Here is a 16770-nt window from a genome sequence, read left to right on the forward strand (position 1 = left end):
TGTGCGAATAAAGACTGGATAGCAAGATTGATCTGGGTGATGAAGAGGCAGAACGCGGGGAGGGGAATTGAAATGCGATCAAATGTGGGAGGGGGCTTGCCCGCGATAGCGGTGTGTCAGTCACCCGAGACAGTGACGGATCTACCGCTATCGGGAGCAAGCCCCCTCCCACAGTCAGTTAGCCGATGGTCATCAGGCTGGCGTTACCGCCGGCTGCAGCGGTGTTAACGCTCAACGCACGCTCGATCACCAGGCGCTCCAGCGCAATGGTGGTCTCGCCTTGCGACAAACCATGCACCCCGACAATCGCCCCGCCACGCTGCGCCACTTGCTGGCACACCGCACGCAGTTGGTCGGAATCACCGTGATGCAGGACCGCGTCAAACACCACCTCATCCTTGGTCCAATCGGCCACGCGCTTGATCTTCGCCTGAATCTCCTTCGGCAAGCGTGGGAATACGGCCTTGGTCAGGTCGGTTTCCGGCCATACCGCCGAACCGCCGACTGCCAATACCGCCGCCAGTTGAGTCAACAGATCGCCTTCCACTTCCGCCAGGCACAGGACGTGCTCGCGAGGCAGGATGGCGTAGCTGTTGCGCTCGCCGGTCGGGCCAGCCAACTGACGGGTGATACCGCTTTGCGATTGCGCGGCGAACTGGCTGCACAGAGCACTCAGCTCGCTGAACTTATTACTGTCGGCCCAGGTTTTCAGGGCGGTCAGCGGTTGGCTCATGGCATCGCGCAGACGTACATCCGGTGCCGCCAGTTTGTCGCCACGTACGAAGGATTGCTCGATCGCATCAGTAGGACGGGTCGACAGCAAGCGGTACAGGTACAGCGGACCACCGGCTTTCGGGCCTGTGCCCGACAGGCCCTCGCCGCCGAACGGCTGCACGCCGACCACGGCACCGACAATGTTGCGGTTGACGTAGACGTTACCGGCATTGACGTTGTCGATCACCTTGGCGATGGTCTCGTCGATGCGGGTGTGCACGCCCAGGGTCAGGCCGTAGCCGGAGGCGTTGATCTGGCCGATGAGCTGGTCGATCTCTTTGCGCTTGTAGCGCACCACGTGCAGTACCGGGCCGAAGATTTCGCGTTGCAGTTCGTCGAAGCTTTCCAGTTCGATCAGGGTGGGCATCACGAAGGTGCCACGCTTGATTTCTTCACCGTCGGCAATCGCCACCTGGTACACATTGCGGCCTTTGTCGCGCATGGCCTGGATGTGTTTCTCGATGCCGGCCTTGGCTTCGGCGTCGATCACCGGGCCGATGTCCACCGACAGGCGTTCCGGGTTGCCCAGTCGGCATTCAGCCATGGCGCCCTTGAGCATTTCGATCACACGGTCTGCAGAATCTTCCTGCAGGCACAGGACGCGCAGGGCCGAGCAACGTTGACCGGCGCTGTCGAAGGCCGAGGACACCACGTCAATGACCACTTGCTCGGTGAGAGCCGAGGAATCGACGATCATCGCGTTCTGGCCACCGGTTTCGGCGATCAGCGGGATCGGACGGCCCTGGGCATCCAGGCGGCCGGCGACATTGCGTTGCAGCAAGCGCGCGACTTCGGTGGAGCCGGTGAACATCACGCCCTTGACGCGATCATCACCCACCAGGCGGGCACCGACGCTTTCACCCTGGCCCGGCAGCAATTGCAGCACGCCTTCCGGAATACCGGCTTCGAGCAGGATGCGCACGGCTTGTGCGGCCACCAGCGGGGTTTGTTCGGCAGGTTTGGCCAAGACCGGGTTACCGGCGGCCAGTGCGGCAGCCACTTGCCCACTGAAAATCGCCAGCGGGAAGTTCCACGGGCTGATGCACACCACTGGGCCCAATGGGCGGTGGGCGTCATTGGTGAAGTCGTTGCGGGCCTGCACTGCGTAGTAGCGCAGGAAGTCCACGGCCTCACGCACTTCGGCGATGGCGTTGGCGAAGGTCTTGCCGGCTTCGCGAGCCAGCAGGCCCATCAGTGGCTGGATCTCGCCTTCCATCAGGTCGGCGGCACGTTCCAGAATCGCGGCGCGTTCGGCGGGCGGGGTGGCCTGCCAGATCGGGCCGGCGCTGATGGCACACTGGATCGCGTTGTCGACGTCTTCGACGGTGGCTTCTTGCACGTGACCGACCACATCACGCAGGTCGGACGGGTTCAATACCGGTGCCGCCGCTTGATCGCTGGCGGCGCAACCGAGCATCGGCGCGGCCTTCCAGTTGTTGTGCGCGGTGGCCAGCAGGGCGCAGGACAGCGATGCCAGGCGGTGTTCGTTGGCCAAGTCGATACCGGCCGAGTTGGCGCGGTCGCTGCCGTACAGGTCACGCGGCAGCGGGATACGCGGGTGTGGCAGGCCGAAGCCGCCTTCCAGCGTAGCCATCTGCTCGATGCTGGCCACTGGATCGGCCACCAGCTCCTGGATCGAAATGGACTGGTCGGCGATGCGGTTGACGAACGAAGTGTTGGCGCCGTTTTCCAGCAGGCGACGTACCAGGTAGGCCAGCAGTGTTTCGTGAGTGCCGACCGGTGCGTACACGCGGCACGGACGGTTCAGCTTGCCTTCGGAAACTTTGCCTACTACTTGCTCGTACAGCGGCTCACCCATGCCATGCAGGCATTGGAACTCGTACTGGCCGGGGTAATAGTTCTGACCGGCGATATGGTAAATGGCGGACAGGGTGTGGGCGTTGTGCGTAGCGAATTGCGGGTAGATGACTTCCGGTACCGACAGCAGCTTGCGTGCACAGGCAATGTAGGAAACGTCGGTATACACCTTGCGGGTATACACCGGGTAGCCTTCCAGGCCTTCGACCTGGGCGCGCTTGATTTCGCTGTCCCAGTACGCGCCTTTTACCAGGCGGATCATCAGGCGATGGCGGCTGCGGCGTGCCAGGTCGATGACGTAGTCGATCACATACGGGCAACGCTTCTGGTAAGCCTGGATCACGAAGCCAATGCCGTTCCAACCGGTCAATTGCGGTTCGAAGCACAGGCGTTCGAGCAGGTCCAGCGACAGCTCCAGGCGGTCGGCTTCCTCGGCGTCGATGTTCAGGCCGATGTCGTATTGCTTGGCCAACAGGGTCAGGGACAGCAGGCGCGGGTACAGCTCATCCATCACACGTTCGTACTGCGCACGGCTGTAACGCGGGTGCAGTGCCGACAGCTTGATGGAGATGCCCGGGCCTTCATAAATCCCACGGCCGTGGGAGGCTTTGCCGATGGAGTGAATGGCTTGTTCGTACGAGGCCAGGTACTTCTGCGCGTCGTGTTCGGTGAGTGCGGCTTCACCGAGCATGTCGTAGGAATAGCGGAAACCCTTGGCTTCGAATTTGCTCGCATTGGCCAGGGCTTCGGCGATGGTTTCGCCGGTCACGAACTGCTCACCCATCAGGCGCATGGCCATGTCGACGCCCTTGCGGATCATCGGCTCGCCGCTTTTACCGATGATGCGGCTCAGGGACGAGGTGAGGCCGGCTTCGTTATGGGTGGCGACCAGTTTGCCGGTCAGCAGCAGGCCCCAGGTGGCGGCGTTGACGAACAGCGACGGGCTGTTACCCAGGTGCGGATGCCAGTTGCCGGTGCTGATCTTGTCGCGGATCAGCGCGTCGCGGGTGCCTTTGTCCGGGATGCGCAGCAGCGCTTCGGCCAGGCACATCAGGGCCACGCCTTCCTGGGACGACAGGGAGAATTCTTGCAGCAGGCCCTGGACAATACCGGCGCGGCCGCCGGCACTCTTCTGATTGCGCAGTTTTTCGGCAATCGAAGCGGCGAGCTTGTTGGTGGCTTCGGCCATTTGCACCGGCAGGCGGGCCTGCTCGATCAGCATCGGCACCACTTCCGGCTCGGGGCGACGGTAAGCGGCGGTGATCGACGCGCGCAGTACGGATTGCGGCAGGATGCTCTCGGCGAACTCAAGGAAGCACTGGTGGGCGTGGTCGGTCTGGACTTCGCCTGCGTCTTCAGCGTCCTTGCTGCTCAAGCCATTGAGCTCGGTCAGGGTTGCACCACCCTCGAGTTTCTCCAGGTAATTGAAAATCGCCTGCTTGATCAGCCAGTGCGGCGTGCGATCAATGGAGGTCGCGGCCGCCTTGAGGCGTTCGCGGGTCGGGTCGTCGAGTTTGACCCCAAGGGTGGTCGTAGCCATTTTCTTATCCTCATGGGTGCCACTACCGAGTGGCATCAGCTGGCGGCAAGATTAGCTTTGCTCAGGGAGAGGTGCAACCGGGTGCAACCCATTTTATGCATGATTTTTTCGACGCTTGATCGGAAAAAAATTGGCCTTCGACAGAATCCGCTTCGGCTTGGTGCATTTGCTTCTGAGATCGGCTGTTCTTGCTCCGAAAAGGAGCAAAAACCCGGTATTTTCTGTGTTTTACACCTAGGTGCAACTTATTCCCCAGAAACTGGTTGCACCTTATTTGCTTTGTTGAATAGCATTCGCGCCCAAGGTGCAACCGACTTTAGGGTTTGGTTCATCGGCTGGCGGCTTTCCTGGGGAAACGTCAGTCATAAATGCGCGGCACGCAGCTACGTTTACTCACTGACCAGTGGGTGGCCGTCTGACAGACCGCCGCTACATAAAAACAAAGCCAGGGCGTCACTCATATGAGCGTTAGTAATCCAACCCTGATCACGTTCGTGATCTACATCGCAGCAATGGTATTGATCGGCCTGATGGCTTATCGCTCCACCAACAACCTTTCCGATTACATCCTGGGCGGTCGCAGCCTCGGTAGCGTGGTGACGGCCTTGTCCGCCGGTGCTTCCGACATGAGCGGCTGGTTGTTGATGGGCTTGCCGGGCGCAATCTACATGTCCGGCCTGTCGGAAAGCTGGATCGCCATCGGCCTGATCGTCGGTGCCTACCTCAACTGGCTGTTCGTGGCCGGTCGCCTGCGGGTACAGACCGAGCACAACGGCGACGCCCTGACCCTGCCGGACTATTTCTCCAGCCGTTTCGAAGATAAAAGCGGCCTGCTGCGGATCATCTCGGCGGTAGTGATCCTGGTGTTCTTCACCATCTACTGCGCTTCCGGCATCGTCGCCGGTGCCCGCCTGTTCGAAAGCACCTTCGGCATGTCCTACGAGACCGCGCTGTGGGCGGGTGCTGCAGCGACCATTGCCTACACCTTTATTGGTGGTTTCCTGGCGGTCAGTTGGACCGATACCGTGCAAGCCACGTTGATGATCTTCGCGTTGATCCTTACGCCGATCATCGTCCTGCTGGCGACCGGTGGTGTGGACACCACCTTCCTGGCGATTGAAGCCAAGGACCCGACCAACTTCGACATGCTGAAAAACACCACCTTCATTGGTGTTATCTCGTTGATGGGCTGGGGCCTGGGCTACTTCGGCCAACCGCACATCCTCGCGCGCTTCATGGCGGCGGATTCGGTGAAGTCGATCGCCAAGGCGCGTCGCATCTCCATGACCTGGATGATCCTCTGCCTGGCCGGTACCGTGGCGGTGGGCTTCTTCGGCATCGCTTACTTCTCGGCACATCCTGAAGTGGCAGGCCCGGTAACGGAAAACCCTGAGCGCGTGTTCATCGAACTGGCAAAAATCCTGTTCAACCCATGGATTGCCGGTGTCCTGCTGTCGGCCATTCTGGCGGCCGTGATGAGTACCTTGAGCTGCCAACTGCTGGTGTGCTCCAGCGCCCTGACCGAAGACTTCTACAAAGCGTTCCTGCGCAAGAATGCTTCCCAGCTTGAACTGGTCTGGATCGGCCGCGCCATGGTGCTGCTGGTGGCCTTGATCGCCATCGCCATGGCTGCCAACCCGAACAACCGCGTCCTGGGTCTGGTGAGCTACGCCTGGGCCGGTTTCGGCGCTGCGTTCGGCCCTGTGGTGCTGATCTCGGTGATCTGGAAAAACATGACCCGCAACGGCGCACTGGCCGGCATCCTGGTCGGCGCGATCACCGTGATCGTGTGGAAGCACTTCGAACTGCTGGGCCTGTACGAAATCATCCCAGGCTTCATCTTCGCCAGCCTGGCGATCTACTTCGTGAGCAAGCTGGGCGCACCGACCGCCGGTATGGTCGAGCGCTTTGATGCGGCGGAAAAAGACTACAACCTCAACAAGTGATTCGCCGGGCGCTGAGCGCTCGATGAATTAAAAGAAGGCCCGCGTCCTACGGATGGCGGGCCTTTTTTTGCGTGCGATTTGAGCTGGATTGAGTAGGACTCCTACGCACGAGCGTAGGGTTTTACTGATTTGTTTGGGCTGTGCTCAGCAGGGAGAAGCGGTGGTGCAGAATCTTCCGCCCACTCCTCGCAGAGAAACATCGGATGTTCGCTCCTGCCAATCAAAGTGCTTTTACCCTCACCCTTGACGGTGCGCCGAGTGAACTCAAGGTGTTCGAGTTCCAGGGCAGCGAAGCCATCAGCCAACCGTATCGCTTTGATCTTGAACTGGTCAGCGAACAGCCTGACCTGGATCTGGAAAACCTGCTGCATCGCCAGGTGTACCTGGGTTTCGACGACCATGGTCATGGCGTCCACGGCCTGGTTTATCGGGTGGCGCAGGGCGACTCCGGGCGGCGCCTGACGCGTTATCAACTCAGTCTTGTGCCGCAGCTTGCGTATTTGCAGCACAGCAGTCACCAGCGGATCTTCCAGCACAAGACGGTGCCGCAGATCATTGCGCAGGTGCTGGCGGAGCAGCGGGTCCATGCCGACCAATTCGAATTTCACCTCAGTGGTGCTTATCCTGAGCGCGAGTATTGCGTGCAGTTTGGCGAGAGCGACCTGGCCTTCATTCAGCGGCTGTGTGCCGAGCAGGGCATTCACTATCACTTCCAGCACTCGCCCGAGAGCCACCTGCTGGTATTTGGCGACGACCAGACGGTTTTCGCCCAATCCGATCAACCTACGCCCTACATGCCGGGCTCCGGGATGGTGGCGGATACGCCGGCCATCAAGCGGTTTGCGGTGCGGTTGGAAACCCGCACCACAGCAGTCAGCCTGCGTGACTACGACTTTCTTAAGCCGAGCCTGGTGCTGGAGAGTGGCGCAGTCGGCGAACAGCTTCCACGGTTTGAAGAGCAGGCCTACCCCGGTTATTTTTCCGATCGCCCCTACGGCAAGTACCTCGCGCAACGTGGCTTGGAACGGCACCGTAGCGACTATCGAATAGCCAGCGGTAACGGCGATGACCTCGCATTGACCAGCGGCCGGTTCCTCACATTGACCGGGCACCCGCGGGACGAATGGAATGACTTGTGGCTGGTGACGCAAGTCACCCACGAAGGCAGGCAACCCCAGGTTTTGGAGGAGGCCGTAACCGAGGTTGCCGGTGGAGATTTTCTTCAGGGTTATCGCAATGAATTTGTGGCGGCTCCGTGGGATGTGATCTTCCGCCCGCCCTCGCCTGAGCAGTCGCGGCCGACCTTGTCGGGTTATCAAAACGCCGTGGTCACCGGCCCCGTCGACAGTGAAATCCATTGCGACGAATACGGCCGGGTCAAGGTGCAACTGGCCTGGGATCGCGTTGGCGAGCATAACGATCATTCCAGTTGCTGGCTGCGGGTGGCCAGCGGTTGGGCCCATGACCGTTATGGTTCGGTACTTATCCCGCGAGTGGGCATGGAGGTGCTGGTGGGGTTCGTCAATGGGGATATGGACATGCCGTTGGTGATGGGCTGCCTGCCCAACGCGGCGACGCCGGTTCCCCTCGACCTGCCGGCAGACAAAACCCGTAGCATCTTCCGTAGCCAAAGCAGCCCCGGTGGGGGTGGCTACAACGAACTGCGCATCGAAGACCGCAAGGGCGCCGAGGAAATCTACCTGCGCGCCCAGCGGGATTGGACCCAACATGTGCTGCATGACCAGCAGGTGCAGATCGACAATCAACGCCGCATCCGGGTGGGCGGTGAATCGCACCATGAACTGCACGGCGAAGAGCAGCGCATCACCCATGGCAATCGTTTGACGGAACTCAAGCAGGACGATCATCTGGTGGTCGGTGGTTCGCAGCAGATGCGTGCCGGGCGGACCATCCAGATTGGCGCCGGGCAGAAGGTCGTCATAGATGCGGGCGCGAGCGTGACAATTCAGGCCGCTGGGCAGTCGATTACGCTCTCGGCAGGCGGGATTTTCAGCAGCGCGCCGATTCAGCTGGGAGGCGCCTCTGCTCCGGCGGCTTCGCCATTGATGCCTGGGGTGAAGGCGGCATTGCTGGCGGTTATTCCCGCACCCCTAAGCCGTATACAGGTCGCCAGCCTGAAACGAAACGCGCCGTTTTGCGAAGAGTGCCAACGCTGCAGTGCCGGGCAGTGCGGTGTCTCCCCGCCCATTCAACCTTAAAAGGAATTTATCCTGATGTCTCAACCCTTGACCCCCGATGACTGGCTTGCACAATGCCCTCTACTCCCCAACGAGCGGCTCTACGTGGTGCTGAGCAGCGCCAGTGACGCGAAACCGCTGGCTGCCTGGCAAGCCTCGGCAACCGGCATGCTGCCTCAAGCAATCTGGGCAGGCACGGCCTATGCCGAGTGGGGTGAGGTGATGCCCCACGCAGGCATCGTCGAACCCGACAGTGCCTTCCTCGATTGGATTGCAACCACTGAAGCGACGGATTGGGGTTGGCTGGCGGTTTCGTCCAGTCCGTTGGAAGTGGTAGTGGCTCATCTGCAAAGCCTGACCAAGATACTGCTTCCGGATGAGCGGAGCGTATTCCTGCGCTTCTGGGACGGCGCTCAATTCCTGCCGATTGTGCAGAAACTGGGCGATGAAATCGGCGCGGTGTTGCCGGTGTTCCAGCGGTATCTGATCAATGGCCAGTCGCTGGGCGTTGCGACGGCGTCGGTAACGGCGGCCAAAGCCAGTCCCTGGTGGCGAGTGCCTGAATCGTTATTGGAACACCTGGCCGCGCAGTCGCCACAGACCCTGATCGACAACCTGCTGCAGTGGCTTGAAGAGCAGCGCCCCGACCTGTATGCCGCTTTCACGCCAGCGACCTTGCAGCACAAGGTCGCCTACTTCGTGCGCAGTGCGGACATCAGCGCTGAAGCGCTGGCTGATTACCTGGGCTCAGAGTTGAGTTGAGGCCAGTGCCTGTTGCAGGTCGTCGACCAGGTCTTCAATTGCTTCGATGCCCACCGACAGGCGAATCATCTCCGGCTTCACGCCGGCCTTGGCCTGTTCCTGCTCGTTCATTTGTCGGTGAGTGGTGGAGGCCGGGTGGCAGGCCAGGGACTTGGCGTCGCCGATGTTGACCAGGCGCTTGAAGATTTGCAGCGCGTCGTAGAAGCGTACACCGGCTTCATAACCGCCCTTCAAACCGAAGGACAGGATCGCCGACGGTTTGCCCTGCATGTATTTCTGCGCCAATGCGTGGTGCGGGTGGTCCGGCAGGCCGGCGTAGCTCACCCATTCAACCTCGGCATGGCCTTGCAGGAATTGCGCGATTTTCAGGGCGTTTTCGGTGTGACGCTCCATGCGCAAGGCCAGCGTCTCCAGGCCTTGCAGCAGCAAGAAGGCATTCATCGGTGCCAATGCTGCGCCAGTGTTGCGCAGCGGCACGGTACGGGCACGAGCGATGAAGGCGGCGGGGCCGAATTTTTCGGTATAGATCACGCCGTGATAGGCCGGCTCGGGCTGGTTGAGACCGGGGAATTTATCTGCGTATTTCGTCCACGGGAACGTGCCGCTGTCGACAATTACACCGCCCAGGGAGTTGCCATGGCCGCCGACGTATTTGGTCACCGAGTGCACTACGATGTCGGCGCCGAACTGGATCGGCTTGCACAGGATCGGCGTGGCCACGGTGTTGTCCACCATCAGCGGCACGCCACGGGCATGGGCGACGTTAGCCAGGGCTTCGATGTCGATGATATTACCCGCCGGGTTGCCGATGCTTTCGCAGTACACCAGCTTGGTGTCGTCGTCGATCAGTTCGGCAATGGCTGCGGCGGAGTCGTCCCGGGCGAAACGCACGTCCACGCCAAAGCTCGGCAGCAGGTGGGCGAACAGCGTGTAGGTGCCGCCGTAGAGCTGCGGGGTGGTGACGATATTGTCGCCCGCACGGGTCAGCGTCTGGATTGCATAGTGGATCGCCGCGCTGCCGGCCGAGACGGCCAGCGCCGCAATACCGCCTTCAAGGGCCGCGATACGCTGCTCCAGCACATCGTTGGTGGGGTTCATGATACGCGTGTAGATATTGCCGGGCACGTCCAGGTTGAACAGGTCGGCGCCGTGCTGGGCGTTATCGAATTCGAAGGCGACGTTCTGGTAGATCGGCACCGCTACGGCCTTGGTGGTGGGGTCCGACTTGAAACCGTGGTGCAGCGCGATGGTGGCGTCTTTCATGATTGTTATTGACCTCCATGGAGTAGTGGATCGCCACAATAAATCCGCCTCGCCGTCGGCATTTAGATTTTTTTCAACCGGCTGCCTGCCTTTGCGACATAAGCACCGCCCGGCATGCGGCCCTGCACCTTTGCGCCCGTAGAAGGTAAACTTCGCCCCCTGCGCAGGAGCAACCATGAATTATCGTCACGCCTTTCACGCCGGCAACCACGCCGATGTCTTCAAACACCTGACCTTGACTCGCCTCATCGCCCTGATGTCGCGCAAGGAGCAGCCGTTCGCCTACCTCGACACTCACGCCGGGATTGGTCTGTACGACCTGCAAGGTGATCAGGCCAATCGCACGGGTGAGTACCTGGAAGGTATCGCGCGCTTGTGGGGCGCCGACGATCTACCGCCGCTGAGCGCCGATTACATGCGTGTGCTGCATGAGATGAACCCGGATGGCCAGTTGCGCTACTACCCAGGCTCGCCGGAGCTTGCGCGCCGCCTGACGCGCCCCCAGGACCGCGTGTTGCTCAATGAAAAGCATCCGGAAGACGGCGTACTGCTCAAGGACAACATGAAGGGCGATCGTCGGGTCAAGGTTCATTTGGGTGAAGGCTGGCATGTGCCGCGCGCGCTGTTACCGGTGCCGGAAAAACGTGCGCTGATGCTGATTGATCCGCCGTTTGAAAAGCTCGACGAAATGCAGCGCTGCGCCGCCTCCCTCAAGGAAGCCGTCAGCCGTATGCGCCAGACTGTCGCGGCGATCTGGTACCCGGTGAAGGACCAACGCATGCTGCGCCGCTTCTACCAGGACCTGGCCGGCACCGGTGCGCCGAAGTTGCTGCGGGTGGAGTTGCTGGTGCATCCGCTGGACACGCCCAACACCCTGACCGGCTCGGGCCTGGCGATTGCCAACCCGCCGTGGGGCCTGGAAGAGGAATTGCGTGAGCTGCTGCCGTGGCTGTCCAGGAAACTTGGCCAGACCCAGGGTGGGTGGCAGATGGATTGGCTCATAGCTGAGTAGTTGTAAGTTGCAAGCTTCAAGCCTCAAGCTGCAAGTGAGAGCAGAAAACACCACTTGCAGCTTGCAGCTTGAAACTTGCAGCTCCGATCTTCAGATCGGGCAAGTCACGCCGGTGCCGCCGATCCCGCAGTAGCCCTGCGGGTTCTTCGCCAGGTACTGCTGGTGATACGCCTCGGCGAAGTACACCGTCGGCGCTTCTTCGATTTCCGTGGTGATGGTGCCCAGGCTGGCTTTGGACAGTTCGGCTTGATAGGCCTCGGCACTGGCCTGCGCCGCCGCCAATTGCTCAGGCGTGGTCGCATAGATCACCGAGCGGTACTGGGTGCCGATGTCGTTGCCCTGGCGCATGCCTTGGGTCGGGTTGTGCAGTTCCCAGAACATCTTCAGCAGGTCTTCGTATTTCACCTTGGCCTGGTCATACACCACCAGCACCACTTCGCTGTGGCCGGTCAGGCCCGAGCAGACTTCTTCATAAGTCGGGTTCGGCGTGAAACCGCCGGCGTAGCCGACCACGGTGCTGACCACGCCATCGCGCTGCCAGAACTTGCGCTCGGCGCCCCAGAAACAACCCAGGCCGAAGATCGCGAAGCCGACGTCGTCGACGAACGGGCCCAGCAGCGGGTTGCCGTTGACGAAGTGCGTCTGCGGCAGGTTCATCGGGGTTTCACGGCCAGGCAAAGCTTGTTCTGCAGTAGGAAGCACGTTTTTGTTCACCAGAATTTCCGAGCGCAAGACCATGAGCAGTCCTCTCGTCAGGTTGAGTTAGCGGTAAATTTCAGACAGCCAGTGTGCCCGAGTGTTACAGCGCTGTCAGGCGATTGGCCCGCGCGGGTAGCGTTTAAGCTTCTCGAGCAGCTCTGCACCGGGGATCGGCCTGTCGAACAGGTAGCCCTGGCCAACGTCGCAGCGGTGTCGACGCAGGAACGCCAGTTGCTCGGCGGTCTCGATGCCTTCGGCAACCACCTTGAGCTTGAGGTTGTGGGCCATGGCGATCACGGCCGAGGTGATTTCCATGTCGTCCTGGTTGTCCGGGATTTCGTGGATAAAGCTGCGGTCGATCTTGATGATGTCGATGGGGAATTTTTTCAGGTAGCTGAGCGACGAGTAACCGGTGCCGAAGTCGTCCATGGCCAGGGTCAGGCCAAAGCTCTTCAATTGGTCCAGTTGCAGGCGTGTGTCTTCCGTGGCCTCCAGCAGCAGGCCTTCCGTTAACTCAAGCTCCAGCAGGTTGGCCGGCAGCTGTTCTTCCTTGAGGATCGTGGCGATCGAGGCTACCAGGTCCGGGTCGGAGAACTGTTTGGGTGACAGGTTGATTGCCACTTGCAGGTTACCCATGCCGTTGGCGCTCAGTTGCTTGCTCATGCGGCAGGCCTGGCGCGCGATCCATTTGCCGATTGGGATGATCAGCCCGGTTTCTTCGGCCACGCTGATGAACTGATCGGGGCGGATCATGCCCTTCTCCGGATGGTTCCAGCGCAGCAGCGCTTCCATGCCCAGCAAGCGGCCGCTGCGCAGGCATAGCTTGGGCTGATAGAACACATCGAGTTCGTTCTGGGTCAGGGCACGACGCAGGTTGTTCTCCACGAACAGCTTGTAGCTGGCCTCGGCGTTCAAGGCTTCGGTGAACACCTGTACCTGGTGTTTGCCGTTGGCCTTGGCCTTGTGCAGCGCCAGGCCGGCGTTGCGCATCAGGGTCTGGGGATCACGCCCGTGCAACGGCGCGCAGGCCAGGCCTACGGAGCCGGTGACGCTGATCAATTGGTTATCGACGAACATCGGTTTGTCGAGGGTCGTCAGCAGCTGGCTGGCAACCAGTTGGCCGCTTTCGAGGTCAGTGTCGTCCAGCAGCACCGCAAACTCGTTACTGGCAAAGCGCGCCAGGCTGCCGCTGGTACTCAGGCTGTTGCGCAGGCGGCGGGCCAGGCTGATCAGCAGCTTGTCGCCGGTCTGGTGGCCGAGGCTGTCGTTGATGCGCTTGAAGTTGTCGATGTCCACCAGCAACAGGCTGATCGGGCTGTCGCTGTCGCGCGCAAAGCGTTCATCCAGGTTGCGGATAAATGCCGGACGGTTGCCCAGGTTGGTCAGGTTATCGGTGTAGGCCAGGCGCTCGATACGCTGCTGGGCCAGCTTATTCTGGGTGATGTCTTCGTAGATGCCGATGTAGTGGGTCAGCTCACGGTTGTCGCCATACACCTTGGAAATCGACAGCTGGCCCCAGTAGGGCTCGAGGTTTTTGCGTCGGCTCTTGAACTCGCCCTGCCAGCTGTTGCTTTTGGCCAGGCTCGACGGTGCGTCGAACAGCAGTTCGCTGAGGTTTTCCAGGGCCGGCAGTTGAGCCAGGCGGTGGCCGTGGACTTCTTCGGCGCTGTATTGGGTGATCGCGGTAAAGCTTGGGTTGACGTACTCCACCACGCCGTCGCAGTTGACCAGCAGAAAGGCATTGGCGCTTTGCTCCACGGCACGCTGGAACAGGTGCAGGGCGCTGGTGGCGGTACGGCGGTTGTGGTTGTTGATCACTTGCGCGAATTGGTCGGCCAGTTCACCGGCAAAGGCAATCTCATCGGCCTGCCAGGCGCGGGCGCTGCCTCCTTGTTCCAGGCACAGCACGCCCACCACCTGGCCGTCGACACGGATACTCGCGTCGAGCATGGCGTGGACGTCCTTGGCGCGCAGGTTTTCGGCCATTTCCCGGGTGCGCGGGTCGCGCATCGCGTTGGTCGCGTCGATTGCCCGGCTGGTGTGCAGGGCTTCCAGGTAGTCCGGGAAGCAACTGGCATCGATGGGCTCAGGCAGGTGGTGTCGTTGGTCGTCGCGGTGGTAGGCCGAGATCGGCACCAGGCGCTGGCCTTCGAGGTTCCAGATGCTGGCGCAGTCGATCTGGTAGATGTCACAGGCGCTGCGGGTGATCAGCTCGGCCGCTTCCTGCAGCGAATTGTTGACGGTGTAGCGCTGGCGGGCCAATAACAGGATCAGCTCCTGCTGGGCACGCACCCGCTCCAGGTGCTGCAGTTGTTCCTGCTGGGCGCGCTGGTTGAGTTCCAGGGCGATCTGCAGGCGGCTGTTCTGGCTTTCCAGGTCCTCCGTCGGGGCGGGCAAGGCGATTTCGCTGAACAGGCCGTCGACCACCATCAGGTAGCCGCGCAGCAGATGGCGGTTGTGTTGTTTGTAGGCTTCGCCCATTTCCAGCAGGCTCAGGGGCCCATCGTTGGTGTGCAGGGTGTAGCGCACCAGGTAGTGAGGACTCTCGCTGAGTTGCTGTTGGATGGTGTCGTGCAGTTGATAGCGTGCCTGAGGCTCCATCAGGCTGGCGAAGGGGGTGCCGAGCAGCGCACACAGCTCGACCGCAGACAGGCCGAATTGGCGCTCGCAGTTAGGGTCGAGGTACAGAAGGGTCCAGCTTGCCTCATTAAGCCGCTCGAAACGCAGCATACCGAGGCGCGAAGGCACCGGTAATTGCGTCACTACCTCGGCCGCCATACGGGCGACATCGGGTTGGCTTTTCATGGGGGGGGACTCACTTCAAATAACGCGCACGGCGCCGGGCTCACGCCCTCTTTACTGTTGCCTGCGGCAAGGTTGCATCATGCGGCGCGGGCTGACAAGAGAGGATGAAGGCTAAGTGCTATAAGGGGGTTATCGGCCGGGTGGGGGAATTCTTCAGTCAGGATGACAGAAGGTGTACAACCCTGTTCTGTCTGTAGAGAAAAGCAAAAAAAAGCCCCGCCAAATTGACGGGGTTGAGGTACGAGCGTGGCGCTCGGAAATCGGTGTAACCAAGCCTCCCCGGTACTGGGGAGGCCTGTTCAGGTTTACAGCAAGATAGTGCGGATGTCGTTCAGCAGCTGGCTCAAACGCTGGGTGAAGCGTGCAGCGGCCGCGCCATTGATCACACGGTGATCGTAGGACAACGACAGTGGCAGCATCAGCTTCGGCTGGAACGCTTTACCGTCCCAGACTGGCTGGATGGTGGCCTTGGAAACACCCAGGATCGCCACTTCCGGCGCGTTGACGATTGGCGTGAAGCCCGTACCGCCAATGTGACCGAGGCTGGAGATGGTGAAGCAGGCGCCTTGCATGTCGTCTGCGGTGAGCTTCTTGTCGCGGGCCTTGGCAGCCAGCGCAGCCGCTTCGGCAGCGAGTTGCAGCAGGCTCTTCTGGTCGACGTTCTTGATGACCGGTACCAGCAGGCCATCTGGAGTGTCGACGGCAAAGCCAACGTGCACGTACTTCTTGCGAATGATCGCCTTGCCGCTTGGCGCCAGCGAACTGTTGAAGTCCGGCAGCTCCTTGAGCAGGTGCGCACAGGCCTTGAGCAGCAGTGGCAGCACGGTCAGTTTCACGCCGGCTTTCTCGGCCACGGCTTTCTGCGCAACGCGGAAAGCTTCGAGGTCGGTAATGTCGGCCTGGTCGAACTGGGTCACGTGCGGAATGTTCAGCCAGCTGCGATGCAGGCTCGACGCGCCGATTTGCATCAGGCGGGTCATCGGCACTTCTTCGGTCTCGCCGAAGCGGCTGAAGTCCACGACCGGGATCGGTGGAATGCCCGCGCCGCCAGTGGCAGTGCCAGCAGCCGGAGCTTCCTTGGCTTTCTGCATCATGGCCTTGACGTAGACCTGCACGTCCTCCTTCAGCACGCGACCGTGCGGGCCGGTGGCCGACACAGCGTTCAGCTCGACGCCGAATTCACGCGCCAGTTGGCGAACCGCCGGGCCTGCGTGAACCTTGGCACCGCTTGGCGCAGGTGCGGCAGCAACAGGGGCCGGAGTGGCCTCGGCTTTTGCGGCGGGTGCAGGGGCGGCAGCGGCAGCGGCCGGAGCCGCTTCAGCCTTGGCCGCCGGAGCAGCAGCCGGTGCAGGAGCAGCAACAGCAGGCGCAGCGCCTTGTACTTTCAGCTTGAGGATGAAGTCGCCAGTGCCGACTTCGTCTTCCAGCTTGACCGCGATGCTTTCCACTACGCCGGCAGCCGGCGATGGGATTTCCATGGAGGCCTTGTCGGACTCCAGGGTGATCAGCGACTGGTCGGCTTCGACGGTGTCGCCGACCTTGACCAGCAGCTCGATGATCTTGGCCTTGCCCGACGAACCGATGTCCGGAACATGAATGTCCTGGACGGTCGCTGCGGCCGGAGCAGCAGTCGGGGCTGCAGGAGCCTCGGCAGCTGCGGCAGGTTTTTCAGCAGCAGGCGCCGGTGCAGCAGCGGCAGCAGGAGCCGCATCAGCGGCACCTTCGATTTCCAGTTCCAGCAGTTCGTCGCCTTCTTTCAGGCGGTCGCCCAGCTTCACTTTCAGGCTCTTGACCACGCCGGCCTTGGGAGCAGGGATTTCCATGCTCGCCTTGTCCGATTCCAGGGTCAGGATGCTCTGGTCGGCTTCGACGGTGTCGCCGACCTTCACAAACAGCTCGATTACTTCACCTTCACCGCTGCCGATGTCAGGTACGCGAATGAGTTCGCTCACA

Annotated in this window: 9 protein-coding genes; 4 read left to right on the plus strand and 5 right to left on the minus strand. The window is 61.2% G+C overall.

Features of this window, described 5'->3' with window-relative positions; all coding sequences use genetic code 11:
* Window positions 1-178: 178 nt before the first annotated feature.
* The gene (putA, locus tag FIV39_RS05585) at window positions 179-4132 is read right to left on the minus strand and encodes a trifunctional transcriptional regulator/proline dehydrogenase/L-glutamate gamma-semialdehyde dehydrogenase (protein WP_090400927.1); all 3954 of its coding nucleotides are present in this window, start codon (window positions 4130-4132) and stop codon (window positions 179-181) included.
* Between the two features lie 461 nt (window positions 4133-4593).
* Between putA and putP the strand changes: the two genes are divergently transcribed.
* From putP to FIV39_RS05600, 3 genes are all read left to right on the plus strand, one after another.
* The gene (gene putP, locus FIV39_RS05590; RefSeq protein ID WP_090400926.1) at window positions 4594-6078 is read left to right on the plus strand and encodes a sodium/proline symporter PutP; all 1485 of its coding nucleotides are present in this window, start codon (window positions 4594-4596) and stop codon (window positions 6076-6078) included.
* Window positions 6079-6281: 203 nt separating this feature from the next.
* Window positions 6282-8297: a type VI secretion system Vgr family protein gene (locus FIV39_RS05595; protein WP_090400925.1), complete on the plus strand. Its 2016-nt coding sequence runs from the start codon at window positions 6282-6284 to the stop codon at window positions 8295-8297.
* A 15-nt stretch (window positions 8298-8312) separates the two neighbouring features.
* The gene (locus FIV39_RS05600; RefSeq protein ID WP_090400924.1) at window positions 8313-9038 is read left to right on the plus strand and encodes a DUF4123 domain-containing protein; all 726 of its coding nucleotides are present in this window, start codon (window positions 8313-8315) and stop codon (window positions 9036-9038) included.
* Here FIV39_RS05600 and FIV39_RS05605 read toward each other — a convergent pair.
* The gene (locus tag FIV39_RS05605) at window positions 9024-10301 is read right to left on the minus strand and encodes an O-acetylhomoserine aminocarboxypropyltransferase/cysteine synthase family protein (RefSeq protein WP_090400923.1); all 1278 of its coding nucleotides are present in this window, start codon (window positions 10299-10301) and stop codon (window positions 9024-9026) included. The genes FIV39_RS05600 and FIV39_RS05605 overlap by 15 nt on opposite strands.
* A gap of 175 nt (window positions 10302-10476) precedes the next feature.
* Here FIV39_RS05605 and FIV39_RS05610 point away from each other — a divergent pair, with 175 nt between their 5' ends.
* Window positions 10477-11313 carry a 23S rRNA (adenine(2030)-N(6))-methyltransferase RlmJ gene (locus FIV39_RS05610; RefSeq protein WP_090400922.1) on the plus strand — a complete coding sequence of 279 codons (837 nt, stop codon included), beginning with the start codon at window positions 10477-10479 and terminating at the stop codon, window positions 11311-11313.
* Between the two features lie 90 nt (window positions 11314-11403).
* Here FIV39_RS05610 and msrA read toward each other — a convergent pair whose 3' ends face one another.
* The 3 genes from msrA to aceF form a co-directional block, all read right to left on the minus strand.
* Entirely contained in the window at window positions 11404-12051 is a 648-nt protein-coding gene (gene msrA / locus FIV39_RS05615; protein ID WP_090400921.1) for a peptide-methionine (S)-S-oxide reductase MsrA, read from the minus strand.
* A 72-nt stretch (window positions 12052-12123) separates the two neighbouring features.
* Window positions 12124-14817, minus strand: coding sequence for a putative bifunctional diguanylate cyclase/phosphodiesterase (locus FIV39_RS05620; protein ID WP_090400920.1), 2694 nt, complete (start codon window positions 14815-14817; stop codon window positions 12124-12126).
* 305 nt (window positions 14818-15122) lie between these two features.
* Window positions 15123-16769, minus strand: a complete 1647-nt coding sequence (gene aceF / locus FIV39_RS05625; protein ID WP_090400919.1) for a dihydrolipoyllysine-residue acetyltransferase — start codon at window positions 16767-16769, stop codon at window positions 15123-15125.
* Window position 16770: the final 1 nt, after the last annotated feature.

It is taken from the genome of Pseudomonas grimontii (genome assembly GCF_007858185.1).
Taxonomy (GTDB): domain Bacteria; phylum Pseudomonadota; class Gammaproteobacteria; order Pseudomonadales; family Pseudomonadaceae; genus Aquipseudomonas; species Aquipseudomonas grimontii.

What these genes read in the sequence shown, in the direction of transcription:
- putA (WP_090400927.1), bottom strand. Translation starts at nt 4,132, where the DNA reads ATGGCTACGACCACCCTTGGGGTCAAACTCGACGACCCGACCCGCGAA.
- putP (WP_090400926.1), top strand. Translation starts at nt 4,594, where the DNA reads ATGAGCGTTAGTAATCCAACCCTGATCACGTTCGTGATCTACATCGCA.
- FIV39_RS05595 (WP_090400925.1), top strand. Translation starts at nt 6,282, where the DNA reads ATGTTCGCTCCTGCCAATCAAAGTGCTTTTACCCTCACCCTTGACGGT.
- FIV39_RS05600 (WP_090400924.1), top strand. Translation starts at nt 8,313, where the DNA reads ATGTCTCAACCCTTGACCCCCGATGACTGGCTTGCACAATGCCCTCTA.
- FIV39_RS05605 (WP_090400923.1), bottom strand. Translation starts at nt 10,301, where the DNA reads ATGAAAGACGCCACCATCGCGCTGCACCACGGTTTCAAGTCGGACCCC.
- FIV39_RS05610 (WP_090400922.1), top strand. Translation starts at nt 10,477, where the DNA reads ATGAATTATCGTCACGCCTTTCACGCCGGCAACCACGCCGATGTCTTC.
- msrA (WP_090400921.1), bottom strand. Translation starts at nt 12,051, where the DNA reads ATGGTCTTGCGCTCGGAAATTCTGGTGAACAAAAACGTGCTTCCTACT.
- FIV39_RS05620 (WP_090400920.1), bottom strand. Translation starts at nt 14,817, where the DNA reads ATGAAAAGCCAACCCGATGTCGCCCGTATGGCGGCCGAGGTAGTGACG.